Source organism: Streptomyces sp. NPDC050658 (assembly GCF_044457025.1).
Classification (GTDB): domain Bacteria; phylum Actinomycetota; class Actinomycetes; order Streptomycetales; family Streptomycetaceae; genus Streptomyces.
On the sequence record NZ_JBITGM010000003.1, the window covers coordinates 185,275 to 199,230 of the forward strand.

14 protein-coding genes are annotated in these 13,956 nt (G+C 71.5%); 6 read left to right on the plus strand and 8 right to left on the minus strand.

Features of this window, described 5'->3' with window-relative positions:
• Window positions 1-63: 63 nt before the first annotated feature.
• The gene (locus tag ACIBKX_RS12365) at window positions 64-417 is read right to left on the minus strand and encodes a hypothetical protein (RefSeq protein ID WP_363273005.1); all 354 of its coding nucleotides are present in this window, start codon (window positions 415-417) and stop codon (window positions 64-66) included.
• Window positions 418-746: 329 nt separating this feature from the next.
• On the opposite strand from ACIBKX_RS12365, the gene ACIBKX_RS12370 reads away from it, so the two are divergent.
• Both ACIBKX_RS12370 and ACIBKX_RS12375 read left to right on the plus strand, forming a co-directional pair.
• Window positions 747-1,799 carry an NlpC/P60 family protein gene (locus tag ACIBKX_RS12370; protein WP_363273004.1) on the plus strand — a complete coding sequence of 351 codons (1,053 nt, stop codon included), beginning with the start codon at window positions 747-749 and terminating at the stop codon, window positions 1,797-1,799.
• A gap of 109 nt (window positions 1,800-1,908) precedes the next feature.
• Window positions 1,909-2,541 carry a hypothetical protein gene (locus tag ACIBKX_RS12375; RefSeq protein WP_363273003.1) on the plus strand — a complete coding sequence of 211 codons (633 nt, stop codon included), beginning with the start codon at window positions 1,909-1,911 and terminating at the stop codon, window positions 2,539-2,541.
• A gap of 103 nt (window positions 2,542-2,644) precedes the next feature.
• On the opposite strand, the gene ACIBKX_RS12380 is transcribed toward ACIBKX_RS12375, so the two are convergent.
• A complete protein-coding gene (locus ACIBKX_RS12380; RefSeq protein WP_363273002.1) occupies window positions 2,645-3,403 on the minus strand; it encodes a response regulator transcription factor in 759 nt (252 codons plus the stop codon).
• Window positions 3,400-4,689, minus strand: coding sequence for a PspC domain-containing protein (locus tag ACIBKX_RS12385; protein ID WP_363273001.1), 1,290 nt, complete (start codon window positions 4,687-4,689; stop codon window positions 3,400-3,402). The genes ACIBKX_RS12380 and ACIBKX_RS12385 overlap by 4 nt, the downstream gene beginning before the upstream one ends.
• 184 nt (window positions 4,690-4,873) lie before the next feature.
• Here ACIBKX_RS12385 and ACIBKX_RS12390 point away from each other — a divergent pair, with 184 nt between their 5' ends.
• Both ACIBKX_RS12390 and ACIBKX_RS12395 read left to right on the plus strand, forming a co-directional pair.
• Window positions 4,874-6,217 (plus strand): PspC domain-containing protein, encoded by a 1,344-nt coding sequence (locus ACIBKX_RS12390; protein WP_363273000.1) that lies wholly within the window; start codon window positions 4,874-4,876, stop codon window positions 6,215-6,217.
• A complete protein-coding gene (locus ACIBKX_RS12395) occupies window positions 6,204-6,464 on the plus strand; it encodes a hypothetical protein (protein ID WP_363272999.1) in 261 nt (86 codons plus the stop codon). Before ACIBKX_RS12390 ends, ACIBKX_RS12395 begins: the two co-directional genes overlap by 14 nt.
• Here ACIBKX_RS12395 and ACIBKX_RS12400 read toward each other — a convergent pair.
• The 3 genes from ACIBKX_RS12400 to ACIBKX_RS12410 all read right to left on the minus strand — a co-directional run bounded on the left by ACIBKX_RS12400 (window position 6,461) and on the right by ACIBKX_RS12410 (window position 9,334).
• The gene (locus tag ACIBKX_RS12400) at window positions 6,461-6,985 is read right to left on the minus strand and encodes a DoxX family protein (protein ID WP_363272998.1); all 525 of its coding nucleotides are present in this window, start codon (window positions 6,983-6,985) and stop codon (window positions 6,461-6,463) included. The two genes, ACIBKX_RS12395 and ACIBKX_RS12400, sit on opposite strands and share 4 nt — an antisense overlap.
• 116 nt (window positions 6,986-7,101) lie before the next feature.
• Window positions 7,102-8,367, minus strand: a complete 1,266-nt coding sequence (locus ACIBKX_RS12405) for a hypothetical protein (protein ID WP_363272997.1) — start codon at window positions 8,365-8,367, stop codon at window positions 7,102-7,104.
• 181 nt (window positions 8,368-8,548) lie between these two features.
• Window positions 8,549-9,334 carry a class II aldolase/adducin family protein gene (locus ACIBKX_RS12410; protein WP_363272996.1) on the minus strand — a complete coding sequence of 262 codons (786 nt, stop codon included), beginning with the start codon at window positions 9,332-9,334 and terminating at the stop codon, window positions 8,549-8,551.
• A gap of 139 nt (window positions 9,335-9,473) precedes the next feature.
• Between ACIBKX_RS12410 and ACIBKX_RS12415 the strand changes: the two genes are divergently transcribed.
• Window positions 9,474-9,968 (plus strand): pyridoxamine 5'-phosphate oxidase family protein, encoded by a 495-nt coding sequence (locus ACIBKX_RS12415; RefSeq protein ID WP_363272995.1) that lies wholly within the window; start codon window positions 9,474-9,476, stop codon window positions 9,966-9,968.
• 101 nt (window positions 9,969-10,069) lie between these two features.
• Here ACIBKX_RS12415 and guaA read toward each other — a convergent pair whose 3' ends face one another.
• Entirely contained in the window at window positions 10,070-11,656 is a 1,587-nt protein-coding gene (guaA, locus tag ACIBKX_RS12420) for a glutamine-hydrolyzing GMP synthase (protein WP_363272994.1), read from the minus strand.
• A gap of 394 nt (window positions 11,657-12,050) precedes the next feature.
• On the opposite strand from guaA, the gene ACIBKX_RS12425 reads away from it, so the two are divergent.
• Window positions 12,051-12,338, plus strand: a complete 288-nt coding sequence (locus tag ACIBKX_RS12425) for a chorismate mutase (RefSeq protein ID WP_363272993.1) — start codon at window positions 12,051-12,053, stop codon at window positions 12,336-12,338.
• A 745-nt stretch (window positions 12,339-13,083) separates the two neighbouring features.
• Here the strand turns inward: ACIBKX_RS12425 and ACIBKX_RS12430 are convergent.
• On the minus strand, window positions 13,084-13,848 hold the full coding sequence (locus ACIBKX_RS12430) for a hypothetical protein (RefSeq protein WP_363272992.1): 765 nt from the start codon (window positions 13,846-13,848) through the stop codon (window positions 13,084-13,086).
• Between the last annotated feature and the right edge of the window lie 108 nt (window positions 13,849-13,956).

A 13,956-nucleotide genomic window follows, 5' to 3' on the forward strand; every position in this document is an offset into this window, starting at 1 on the left:
GAGGCCGTTTTCTGCGGTCGGCTCAGGTCTTCTGCGGACCGGCTCAAGTCTTCTGCGGTCGGCTCAGGTCCAGAGCACCGCGATGAAGATGTTCACGACCGTCAGCAGGCCCACCGCCCCGAACATGCCCTTGTCGACCTTCTCCTCGTCCCGCTTCACATAGACCAGCGCGAGGATCACGATCAGCACGGCCATCTTGATGCCGATCTTGAGGTTGTTGACCGGGTTGTCGTCCGCCTGATTGAGGCCCACCAGGATCACGCCCGTGACCAGCATGGTCAGCGCGCCGTGCAGCATCGCCGGGGTGAAACGGGCCGTGCCCTGGCCCATCTGCTTCATCTGGGTGAGGAAGCCGCCCAGCAGGGAAGCGATGCCGATGATGTGCAGGCCGACGAAGACATGGGTGAGTACGTCCATGGTTCCGGAGCCTAGCCGGGGCCCTCCCGCCCCTCCGTACCACCCCACTGCCACCGGGCGGGCCACAAGCGCCGCATCGGTCACGGGCCCGTTCGAAGGGGGCGCGTCCCGGCGGTACGCGCAGTCACATACGGTCACCGGTCGGCGCACTTCCGTCAGTTGAGTGCATCCCGTCACCAAGCCGTGACGGCCAGGTTTAGCGTCCTTCGTCAGGTGACCGGCTCCCCACCGCCGTCCGGACCAGGGGCGGCAGTCGGCCACCACCGCCGAGAAGCCGGCGGCGGCCTGTTCCCCCTGTGCGGGCCGCCGCCGGACCCTAAGGAGCACCCGTGGCAGCGCACCGCAAGCCCAGCCGGCGCTCACTCAGTGGCCATACGGCCCGTACCGCCGCCACCATCGCCCTTGCCGGGGCCGCGACGGCGACCGCCTTCGACGGCACGGGCCACGCGGAGCCCCGGCTCAGCCCGGCCGAGGTGAAGAACAAGGTCGACGCGCTCTACCGCGAGGCGGAGGTCGCCACCGAGAAGTACAACGGCGCCAAGGAGAAGGCCGACAAGGCGGAGGAGTCCCTGGGCGAGCTGCGGGACGAGGCGGCCCGCAAGACGGAGAAGCTCAACTCGGCGCGCGAGGGCCTCGGTTCGATCGCCGCCGCGCAGTACCGCAGCGGCGGCGTCGATCCGGCCGTGCAGCTCGCGCTCTCCTCCGACCCGGACCAGTTCCTGGAGCGGGCCGCGCTCGCCGACCGGGCGGGCAACCGCCAGGCCTCGGCCGTCCGGAGCGTGGGCAAACAGCTCCAGGAGATCGACCAGCTGCACAGCGAGGCCGACGGCACACTCGCCCGCCTCAAGTCCCGCCAGGCGGAGCTGCAGCGGCACAAGAAGACGGTCAACGGAAAGCTCGACTCCGCCAAGAAGCTCCTCGCCCGGCTGACCTCCGAAGAGCGTGCGCGGCTCGCGGGCGGCGACGGCGGCCGGGACAGGGCCTCCCGCGAAGCCGGCCGCGATGCCCTGAACACCCCGGCGAAGGGTGTGGGCGCCCGCGCCCAGGCGGCCGTCGCGTACGCGTACGAGGCGCTCGGCAGCCCCTACGTCTGGGGCGCGACCGGGCCCAACGCCTTCGACTGCTCGGGGCTCACCCAGGCCGCGTACCGCTCCGCGGGGGTCTCCATCCCGCGTACGACGTATGCGCAGATCGCGGCGGGCAACAAGGTCTCGCGCTCCCAACTCCAGCCGGGCGACCTGGTCTTCTTCTACCAGGGCATCAGCCATGTCGGCATCTATGTGGGCAACGGCCAGATGATCCACGCCCCCAACCCGAGCGCGCCGGTCCGCCTCGCGCCGATCAGCCAGATGCCGTTCGCGGGGGCGACGCGGGTGGCGTGAGGGGTTCGGGACGGCGTGAGGGGTTCGGGACGGCGTGAGGGCCCCACGGAGCGCTGGCCTGAGGGGCCTCGCGGAGCGCTGAACAGGCCCGAAGGTACTGTTCTGGCTCATGTCCCGCCGTACGCTGCCGCCCCCTCCGCCGCCCGTCCATCTGCGCACCTGGCCGGACCGGAACGCGCTCATCGCCGACCGGGGCCTGGCGCTCGCGGAGCTCCGCAGGCGCACCCTGGGCATCCACCGGCTGCTGCTGCTCTGGCTGTTGGGGCTCGGCGGCGTCATCGGGTGGTCGCTGCTCGCGCTGCCGATCCAGATGGTCGAGGACGAGGAGGTCATGGTCATCGTGTTCGGTCCGCTCTGCGCCGTCCTCGGCCTCGGTGCGCTCGTCCCCTCGGTGATCGGCGTCGTCCTCGGCATCCGGCGGGACCGGAAGCTGCGCGAACTCACCGAGAGCTGGCTGGAGTTGGACAGCCACCCGGAGGCGGCCGCCGCGCTCCGCGCCCCCGCCCTCAGCCTCTGCTGGCTCCTGGGGTCCTTCCTGCTGTGCACGCTGGGCCTGTGGGCGTCCTTCGCCGCCGCCGCGTACGCGGAGCCTGGCCGGGACTCCTACGGCGATGTCGCCCTCGGCATGGGCGCGGGCCTGGTCCTGTGGCTGACCGGCCTGATCGGCATCGCGAAGGCGGTAGGACACTACCGATGGGCGGTCCGAAAGGTGTCCCCGATCGCGGGCGGCACGCACCGCTGAGGGAGCCGAACCGCCGGACCAGCGCGGACCGTCAGCCCCGCCCTGACCGTCGGACCGGCCCTGACCGTCGGACCAGACCGGACCGTCAGACCAGCCCGGACCGTCAGACCAGCCGCCGCGCCGTCGCCCACCGCGTCAGCTCGTGCCGGTTCGACAGCTGCAGCTTCCGCAGCACCGCCGACACATGCGACTCGACCGTCTTCACGGAGATGAAGAGCTGCTTGGCGATCTCCTTGTACGCGTACCCCCGCGCGATGAGCCGCAGCACCTCGCGCTCGCGCTGGGTGAGGCGGTCCAGGTCCTCGTCGACCGGCGGCGCGTCCGTCGACGCGAAGGCGTCGAGGACGAAGCCGGCGAGGCGCGGCGAGAACACCGCGTCGCCGTCCTGCACCCGGAAGATGGAGTCGACCAGGTCCGTGCCGGTGATGGTCTTGGTGACATAGCCGCGGGCGCCGCCGCGGATGACCCCGATGACGTCCTCCGCGGCGTCCGAGACGGACAGCGCGAGGAACCGCACCGGGTTCTCGGCGTCGGACATCAACGGCGCGCAGCGGCGCAGGACTTCGACGCCGCCGCCCCCGGGAAGGTGGACGTCGAGGAGCACCACCTCCGGACGCTCCGCGGTGATGACCGTGACCGCCTGGTCGACGTCGGCGGCCTCGCCCACGACCTCGACCCCGGTGATCGGCGTCCTGCCGATCTCCGCCTGGACGCCCGTACGGAACATCCGGTGGTCGTCCACGAGGACCACGCGCACCCGGCGCGCCACGTCCCCGCCGTCCACCGCCGGGGCCTCGGTCTCGGCCGCCCCGTCCGCGCCCGTCGCCCCGCCCGGCTCACCCGCGTCGTTGGTGTCGCTCATGTCGTCGCCGTCCTCTCCATCTCCAGCTCGACTTCCGTGCCGCCCCCGGGCACCGCGCGCAGCCGCGCCGTGCCGCCGTTGCGCTGCATACGGCCGATGATCGATTCTCGTACGCCCATGCGGTCGTCCGGCACGGAATCCAGGTCGAAGCCGGGGCCACGGTCCCGGACGGACACGAACACCGTCTCCCCCTCCACCTCGGCGAAGACCTGCACCGCACCGCCCTCGCCACCGTACTTGGCGGCGTTCACCATTGCTTCCCGCGCGGCCTGCATCTGCGCGGACAGCCTTTCGTCGAGCGGGCAGTCGCCGACGATGACGACCTCGATGGGGACGCCGTGCTTGTCCTCCACCTCCGCGGCGTTGCGCCGGACGGCCTCGGCGAGGGTGTCGGGCTCCTCGTCCTCGTCCTTGCCGGTGCCCTCCGGTTTGTAGAGCCACTGGCGCAGGTCGCGCTCCTGGGCGCGGGCCAGGCGGCGGACCTCTCCCGCGTTCTCCGCGTTGCGCTGGATCAGGGTCAGGGTGTGCAGCACCGAGTCGTGCACATGGGCGGCGACCTCCGCGCGCTCCTGGGCGCGGATGCGCATCAGCCGCTCCTCGGAGAGGTCCTGCATCATGCGGATGAGATAGGGGCCGGCGAGCAGCGCGATGCCGACGAGCACCGCGAGCGCCGCCTGCAGCACGGAGCTGAGGTGCGAGGTCGAGCCCTGCAGCACGACGATGCCGGAGACACCGGCGCCCACCAGCAGCACACCGGCCGCCGCGCGGGCGATGGTCAGCGTGCGCCTGCGGCGGCCCACCGCCATCCAGCGGGCCCTGCGGGCGTTGTCGGCCTGGCGCCAGACCAGGGCGACACCGGCGGCGACGAGCAGGGTCGGCACGAGATAGGCCTTGGTGGAGTTGCCCAGGTCCACGTTGCCCACGAAGACCAGGGCGACGACGACCATCGCGAGCAGCGCGACGAGCTGGCCCTTGTCGGGCTTGCGTGCCACGAGTCTGCGGCGGCCGTCGGGCGTCGTCTCGGTGGTGACGGCGGAGGGCGGGCGCTCGGCGTCGACGCCTCCGACGCCGAGCGGCACGAAGAACCAGAAGGCCGCGTACAGCAACGCGCCAAGTCCGTCCGCCGTGAACAGGCCGACGAAGATCAGCCGCACCCAGACGACGGGCAGGCCGAGGTGCCCGGCGAGGCCGCGCGCGACCCCGCCGAGCCAACGGCCGTCACCGCTGCGGTAGAGCTTTCGCAGCGGCCGCTCGTCTTCGATGGTTCCTGCTGCGGCTTCCGGCATGTCTCCGATATTCACACGCGTACGCGGGCGCGGGCATCAGGGTCGACCCCCGAGACTCCCCTGATCTCCGACCCCGACGGACGGCGGGCCTAGCTCGGGGCAGGGCTGTGTCAGGGGTGATATCAGGGTTCGGCCAGGGTTGTCCCGACTGCCGTCACGGCCTCCCGCCCGTCACCATGGACACATGACAGACGAGCAGCCCGCCGCGACGGGCCCGCAGGCCGCGCCGCGCGATCCGCTGTCCGCCCCGGCGCAGGAGCCGGGCGGGCCGGCCGGCGTGCGCGGCTTCCGCCGCGACCGGCGGCACAAGAAGCTGGGCGGGGTGTGCGCGGGGCTCGGGCGGCAGTGCGACATGGACCCGGTGATCTTCCGGATCGGCCTCACCGTCCTCTCCCTCACCAGCGGGCTCGGCCTTGTTTTCTACGGCTTCGCATGGCTGTTCGTGCCGTACGAGGACGAGGAGGAGAACGAGGCGCGCAGGCTGCTCTCAGGCCGGGTCGACGGCCAGGCGATGACCGCCATACTCTTCGCGCTCGTCGGCTGCGGCGTCTTCCTCTCGCTGTTGAACAACGGCGGGGCGCTCACCTTCGCCGCGGTGCTCGCCCTGCTCCTGGCGGGCGCGGGGTACTGGTCGCAGCAGCGCGGCCTGACCGACCCCGACCCGGTGGCGGCCCAGACAGTGGCGGACGCCCCGCCCGAGGCGAAAGCGCCGCCGGTGGCCGGGGCCCCTTCGTGGTGGCGGGACCCGATAGTGAAGGACGGCACGCACGACGGGATCTCGGGCTATTTCTGGGGGCCGGAGGGTGTGACCGTCGAGTACCGACCTGATCCGCCGCACGGCCGTCGGATACGGGAGCGCGAGCCAGCGGCCCCGCCCCCCGAGCCCAGGCCGCGCGGCCCGCGCTGGATCGGCGGCACGGTCTTCCTGACGGCGCTGCTCGCCGGCGGCCTCGGCACCGGCCTGACGTGGGAGGACCAGGCGCTCGGCACCAGCCTGCAGACCGGACTCGCGTTGGCGCTCGGCGTGTTCGCGATCGGTATCGCCGTCAGCGCCTTCGCCGGGCGTACGGGAGCGGGCTCGGTCGTCCTCGCGGTGATCACGGCCATGCTGCTCGCGGGCGCGGCCGCGCTGCCCAAGGACATCGGCACCACATGGGCGCGCACGACCTGGACGCCGACGGCGGCATCCCAGGTCAGGTCCCACTACGAGCTGGGGGCCGGGGTAGGCACGCTGGATCTGACCCGCGCCGGTCCCGGCAAGGGCAAGACACTGACGACGAGTGCCGAGGTCGGTGCCGGACGGCTGAAGGTGATCGTGCCGAAGGACAGCACGGTGAAGTTGAGCGTCGAAGTGGGCGTGGGCGACATCCGGTTGCCGGACGATCGCAACGGAGACGTGGACATCGCTCCGGGCAAGGAGAAGACGGAGACGTTGGACCCGCCCGCGGGCAGCAAGGACGGCGGCACGCTGGAGCTGACCGTCGAAGTCGGCATCGGACAGGCGGAGGTGATCCGTGCTACGTCATGAGTTTCGTCCCGGCAAGCTGGTCCTGGGCCTCTTCCTGCTGATAGCGGCGATCGCCTACGCGGGTGACGCGGGCGGCGCCTGGGAGACCCCGTGGTTCCTGGCGTTCCCGCTGACCCTGGCGGGTCTGCTGCTCGGGGGCGCGACGGCAGCCGTGGCCTACGGCATACGCGGCAGGTCGGGCCACCGCCCGGCAGGCTCCGCGGCGGATGCCCCGCCGGGCGCCGTGTCCGACCCGGAGGACGGCTAGACGAGCCCCGAGGCCCGCCTGCGCCGGGTGGCGAGCATCGCGTCTGCGGAGAAGACGGACGCCCCGGCGAGGATCAGGGGCAGCCAGGCCATCAGGTAGGCGAGGTCGTTGCCGTAGTAGTAGGGCTCGGTGGACCAGCTCACGGTCAGCCAGAGGCTGAGCGAGATGAGGGCGCCGCCGAGCGCCGCGATCCGGGCGAACAGGCCGATCAGGGTGCCGATGCCGACGGCCAGTTCACCGAGGGCGATGGCGTAGCCGAAGCCGACGGGGCTCCTGAGGGCGAGGTCGACGAGGGCCGGGATGGCGGAGATGTCCCGGACGCCCTCCATCATCTCGCCGATGGACCCGGCGCCGCTGTCCGCCATGAAGGCGCTGTCGGTGAGCTTGTCGAGGCCGGCGTAGATGAAGGTGACGCCGAGGAAGATCCGGAGCGGGAGCAGTGCGTACCGGGAGGCGCTCTCCCGCCACCCGGTGCTTCTGACGTAGCTGGTGTGGCTGTCGGTGCGCATGCCGTGAGCCATCGCTCTCGCCGCCTCTCCCGTTGACCGTCTCGCCCGGTGACCCGTCATCAGACGATACGTAGGAACAGGGGGACCCGCTCAGTGGCGTACGCCGATTTCCCAAGTACGGACGCGGCTCAGTCCGTGACGTCGATCGCGCAGCGGTTCGTCTCCACGCCCGCCGCGGTGATCACCTGGACGTCGACGCGGCCCGGCTCGACGTCGACCGGGACCGGGACGGTGAGGACGGTGTCGGTCGGGTTGGTGAATCCGCCGGGGACGGGGACGAGCGGGACATGGACGTGGACGGTTCCGATGCGGACGACCATCCGGGCGAGCCGGTCGGCGCTCTGCGCGCCCGGGGGCACGAATCCGGCGCCGCGGATCTCGATGTCGTCGCCGGTGCGGATGGGGGCGTCGAGGTCGCCCGCCTCGCGGGAGCGCACCACGGAGAGGATCACGGGCCGCCCTCCTTCGGCGTACTTGCCGGCCAGGTATGTCGCCGCGGAGACCAGGACGAGCAGCGCGAGCCCCCACGGCAGATCGGGCAGCTGCTCGGGGCGGCGCGCGAGGCGTACGGCGGCGAAGACCATGGCGACGGCGCTGACGAGCACATACTGCGCGTCCGCGAAGCTGCCGCGGCCCGCGTCGTCGGTGAGCAGGTCGGCGGCGCGGGGGCGGTCGGCCGGCACCTTCTGCAGCCGCTGGCCGAGGACCCGCAGGCCCACCACACGGCGTACGAGGACGGCGACGCCGCAGACCACGGCAAGGACCGTCACGGCACCGGCGGCGCGGGCGAGTTCGAGACCGCCGATCAGCGCGTCCCGCTCCCGGTGTCCGGACGCTCCGGCCAGCTGCCCGGCGAGGACGAGCACCGCGAAGACGACGAGGAGGACCCAACAGGCCGCCACGGCACGGGAAGTGGAGAGCCGGTTGTCCTCACCGATCACCGGCGCGAGGATGCCGCCGCGCGCCCGGTGCGCGTATCCCGCACCGGTCAGCAGGCCGCCCACGACGACGGCCGCGAGCAGTCCCGCCGTCCGGGCGAGGGTCCACCCGGCGCCGATCGCGGTGAGCGCCTCGACGAGGAGCAGCAGGACCACCGCGCCCCAGACCACGGCGAGGGTGCGGTGCCAGAGCCGGCCGAGCCAGGCCTCGCCCTCGGCCCGGCCTCGTTCGGCGACGGCCCGCGCGGACTGGGTCAGCTCGTCCGACACCCACTGCCGGGAGGCGCCCGCGGAGTGCGCGACCGCCGCGGGCAGCCCCTCCCCGGCCGCGAGCCCGTCGCGCTTGGCGAGGAACTCCGCCACGGCGCGCCGGTGCCCCTCGCGCGCACCGTGCGGACAGTCACCGCATGTGCAGCCGCCCCCGTGCGCGCCCTGCCGCGCCTCCTGCACCGCCACCGCGTACGCCGCCTTCCCCGCCCTGGACCCCGCCCTCGGCCGAGCGCCGGTCCGTGAACTTCCTTGCGATGAAAGGGGATTGTGCCGTACGGGAAGGCGCCGGGGGCGCTCGGGTCAGGTCAGGGCGGGTGAGGGCAGGTCACCGGGGTTGACGCGGCGGGACGCGGCTGGGAGCCGCGGCTCAGGTCAGCAGATCCGGCTCGCTGCGGCTGATGTCCTGCCACAGCGGCTGGTAGTTGATCCACGCCACCAGATCGCTGCCGAGCTGCTCGCGGGTGGCCACCGCCTGCTTGTGGCCGATCAGGATCGGACGGCCCGCGGCCCGCGCGCTCAGCTGGACCTGGCAGGAGCGTTCCATGCCGAGGAACCACCAGGCGGCGGCGTCCACGGAGTCGCCGACCGTCAGGAGCCCGTGGTTGCGCAGGATGACGGCCTTGTGGTCGCCGAGCGCGGAGGCGATGCGCCGCCCTTCCTCCGCGTCGACGACGACACCGGTGTAGCCGTCGTACAGCGCGTGGTCCTCGTAGAAGGCGCAGGACTCCTGGGTGAGGGGGTCGAGGAGTTCGCCGAGGGTGGAGAGCGCGCGACCGTGCAGCGAGTGGCAGTGCGCGACGGCGACGACGTCGGGCCGCGCCAGATGCGCCTGCGCGTGCACGGTGAAGGCGGCCTGGTTGACGTGGTGGCGGCCCTCCACGACCTGCCCTTCCGCGTTGGCGAGGACCAGATCGCCCACGGTGATGTGCTTGAAGGGCATCCCGAAGGGGTTCACCCAGAAGCAGTCGGTGTACTCCGGGTCCCGCGCCGTGATGTGCCCGGACACCCCGTCCTCGTAGCCGAGCCGCCCGAAGACCCGCAGCGCCCCGGCGAGCCGCTCCTTGCGGTAGCGCCGTTCGTCGGCCGCCGAGTCATGGACGGGCGGCATCGCGAACTGCAGCCGTTCGACGGGTATCGGTGTGGGCGCCTGCATGGTTCCTCCGTTCCTCGCGGTACGGAGCGGAAGTTACCGCCGGTCAGCGCAGGAAGACAGGGGATGCCTGTGAAGAGAGTGCGCGAAGGGGACGTAAATCCGGACAGCGGATGTCTGGTTGGGGCGGGACACTCTCCCTATGACGACGAAGACGAGGACGACGAACTGGGCCGCCTTCGCCGCGGCAGAACCCGACTTCGCCCGGACCGCGGAAGAGCGGTTCGGCCTGTTCACCCACCACATCCTGGCGACGCTCCGCAAGGACGGATCGCCGCGCACGACCGGCCTCGAGGTCCGTTTCCTGCACGGCGAGCTGTGGCTCGGCATGATGCCGGGCTCGATGAAGGCAGTGGACCTGCGCCGCGACCCGCGCTTCTCGCTGCAGGCCAATCCGGGTTCGGGCACAGAGATGGCGGGCGGCGACATCCGGATCGCGGGGCGCGCGATCGAGGTCACGGACCCCGAGGAACGGGCCGGGTACGTCGGGCAGGTCGAGCCGCCGGACCCGTCCGAGTTCCACCTGTTCCGCACGGAACTGACGGAGGTGGTCCGCACGTACATCAAGGACGAGAAGTATCTGGCGGTGCGGCTGTGGAAGCCGGGCGCACCGGCGCGGACGACCAGGCGTACGTGACGTACGCGAACGGCGCCGCCCACCACAGTGGACGGCGCCGTTTCAGCTCTGCGGGATCGCTCCCCCAGGGACTACTCCCCCAGGGATCGCTCCCCCAGGGACTACTCCCACTCGATGGTGCCCGGCGGCTTGCTCGTCACGTCGAGGACGACGCGGTTGACGTCGGCGACCTCGTTCGTGATGCGCGTCGAGATCTTCGCCAGGACGTCGTACGGAAGACGCGACCAGTCGGCGGTCATGGCGTCCTCGGAGGAGACCGGACGCAGCACGATCGGGTGGCCGTACGTCCGGCCGTCGCCCTGCACGCCCACGCTGCGCACATCCGCGAGCAGCACGACGGGGCACTGCCAGATGTCACGGTCGAGACCGGCGGCGGTCAGCTCCTCGCGGGCGATCGCGTCGGCCTCACGGAGCAGGTCGAGGCGGTCCTTGGTGACCTCGCCGACGATGCGGATGCCGAGGCCGGGGCCCGGGAAGGGCTGGCGCTGGACGATCTCGTCCGGCAGACCGAGCTCCTGCCCGACCATCCGCACCTCGTCCTTGAAGAGCTGGCGCAGCGGCTCGATCAGCTTGAACTCGAGGTCCTCGGGGAGGCCGCCCACGTTGTGGTGGGACTTGATGTTCGCCGTGCCCGTGCCGCCGCCGGACTCGACGACGTCCGGGTAGAGCGTGCCCTGGACCAGGAACTCGACGGGCTGGTCGCCCGGCGCCTCGGCGACGATCTCCGCCTGGGCCTGCTCGAAGACGCGGATGAACTCGCGGCCGATGATCTTCCGCTTCTGCTCCGGGTCGGAGACACCGGCCAGCGCGGTGAGGAAGCGCTCCTGCGCGTCGACGACCTTGAGCTGGACGCCCGTGGCCGCGACGAAGTCCTTCTCGACCTGCTCGGTCTCGTTCTTGCGCATCAGACCGTGGTCGACATACACACAGGTCAGCTGCGAGCCGATGGCCTTCTGCACGAGGGCGGCGGCCACGGCGGAGTCGACGCCGCCGGAGAGGCCGCAGATCGCGCGCTTGTTGCCGACCTGCTCGCGGATCGAGGCGATCTGCTCCTCGACGATGTTGCCGGTGGTCCAGTCGGGCTTCAGGCCCGCGCCCCGGTAGAGGAAGTGCTCGAGCACCTGCTGGCCGTGCGTGGAGTGCATGACCTCGGGGTGGTACTGCACTCCGTACAGCTTCTTCTCGTCGTTCTCGAAGGCCGCGACCGGCACGACGTCCGTGGACGCGGTGACGGAGAAGCCCTCGGGCGCAGCGCTGCACGCGTCGCCGTGCGACATCCACACGGACTGCTCGGCCGGGGTGCCCTCGAAGAGCGTCGAGCCGGGCTTGGACACGGCGAGCGGCGTACGGCCGTACTCGCGCGCGCCGGTGTTGTCGACGGTGCCGCCGAGGGTGGTCGCCATCAGCTGGAAGCCGTAGCACATGCCGAAGACGGGGACGCCGGCCTCGAAGATCGCACGGTCCAGGCGCGGCGCCTCGTCCGCGTACACCGAGGACGGGCCGCCGGAGAGGATGATCGCCGCGGGGTTCTTGGCGAGCATCTCGGCGACCGGCATGGTGCTCGGCACGATCTCGCTGTAGACCCGGGCCTCACGGACGCGACGGGCGATGAGCTGGGCGTACTGCGCTCCGAAGTCGACGACCAGGACGGTGTCGGGAGCGGCGGCAGCGGGGGACGCTGATGGCACGGCGGCGGCCTTCCGGCGTTGAGCGTGAGCTGGGGCTCAGTGCGTGTGCGGGGGTCTGTTTTGTCGATTCTAACGGGCCCGTCAGGTCCCTCTTCGTCGCATCCGACGGGGCCGCCCCACCGGTCCCGTCGGCCGGACGCCCGTCTCACCATCCGAGCCGCGGCCGGGCCCGTGTTGACCGGGCGGCCGCGCCTGGGGGCATACTGGCCCCGTGAACAAGCACCTCGGCTTCCTCTTTACCTATGGCAACCGGCCCACCGGCTGCCATGGTCGAGCTGCTTGAATCCACTGACAAGCGACTTACCGGGCGCCCCGGGCCGACAAGGCCCGGGGCGCTCTGTCGTTCGCGGACCTTGCCGCTCCGGGGTTCCCCTTCCGACACCAGGAGCCCCAGATGACCGTCACCGCCACCGACAAGACCGGCGCCCACACCCCCGAGGCCGTCGGCGTGATCGAGAACGCACGCGAGCGCATCGACGCGCTCGACGACCGCATCATCGGTCTCATCCAGGAACGGATGGCCGTATCGGCCGTGATCCAGGAGGCGCGCATCACCTCCGGCGGCCGCCGCGTGAACCTCTCGCGCGAGATGGAGGTGCTCGCCCACTACAGGGACGCGCTCGGCAAGCCCGGCACATCGCTCGCGATGACGCTCCTGGAGCTGTGCCGGGGCCGCGTCTGAGCCGCCCCCGCCCAGCCTCGCGTCACGCCCCGGAACCCTTGTGCCACCGGACCTGAGTTCGGGTCCGCTCTCACCCGTACGGCGCGTGACCGGTTCCGCGGAGGCTTCGTTGGTCCCGATGTCCGTGCCAGCCAGGGGCGGGCACGGGAAAACCACGCGTGGCTCCGCTGGAGCGATGAGGCGCACACACTGTGTACGCCGTGGGACCTCGCTCCAGAGACGTGACCGGACGGCAGGGGACAGCAGCCCGGTCACCCAAGAGAACGGTCGGCTTCGGGGACGCCCGAAGCCGGCCGGCCTCCGTCCCCCACCGAGAGTCCCCCGACAAAGTCCCCACCGAGTCCGCGGCCGAGTCCCGCCCGAGTCTCCGGCCACCCCGAGCCCTCAGCCACCCCGAGCCCTCAGCCGCCCCAGCCCCAGCCGTCCCTTTTCGTTCTAGATCTGGTCGAACCGGTTGCGCAGGCAATGCGCGATCCAGCACGATGCCTAGAGGGACGGGCCGCAGATCCGGCACTCCACAATTCCATTGCCATTGGTCGAGACCACGTGAGCGCCCCTCGTGCGCCGGGTCGGCCACCGGCACCCCAGAAACTCGCGGCGCACTCCCCCCGGCGCCGCTCCGTGGCACCGACGCAGCCCTGACGTCGGTGCTGACAGCCAAGGGCCCCGCGGATCCGTCCCGCGGGGCCCTTCGCTCTGCCGGTTCCCGGCCGTTCCGCTGCTTCGCCTACTTCACCTGCTTCGCCTACTTCACCTTCGCCAACTGCGCGTCGACGATCGCCTCGGACACCTCGGGATCGGCCGGCACCTTGCCGTCGCCGAACTCCTCGGGCACCCCGGCCTTCCGGCCGTCCTCGGCGGACTTGGCGCTCTTCGGGTCGAAGACGTTCGACGCGTGGAAGGACATCAGCGTCGAACCGCTGCGTACGACGGTGACCTTGTCCCGCCGCAGGAACTCACCGGTACGGCTCGCGAGCTTGAAGGAGACGGACTCGTCGCCGCCGACCGACGCCGGCTGCGGCCGCACGCCGAAGTAGCGGTGTCCGCCGGCCCCGAAGGTGGCGCACTTCTTCGACTTCGTCGCCGTCCGCAGCGTGTCCATGGTCCGCTCGGCGTCCGCCTTGCCGTACGCGAGCAGTTCCACGTCGGTGATCGTCTCGTCCGCGAGGTCGGTGCTGCTCAGTGTGCGGACGACATTGGCCTTCGCCCCGGCGGGAGCGGTCGCCCTGAGCATGTCCGAAAGTGATCGGCACGCACCGGGGCGCACGGCCGCGGCGGGCGGCGTCGCGTCGCCCGCGGACGCCTTCTCGACCTTGTACTTCTTGACGTCACCCGTGGCGAGGGCGGACTTCTCAAGACGCTCGGCGGCGGAACCGCCACCGGCCTCCGCGGAGTTCGACGGCTTCTTGTCGTCGCCCTTCGCGTCGCCGCTCCCGCTGCACGCCGCCGTCAGGCCGAGCGCCGCGAGCACCGAGACCGCCACCACACCACGTGACACAGCTGCCTTCATGTCCCGCTCCCCCACTTTCCCGCACTCTCACGTTCGTATCGCACCGTGCGGAGTCAGCCGCACCCCTCGTACGACGGAAGATCATCCCGAGCGGTTCCGCTTCGGGGC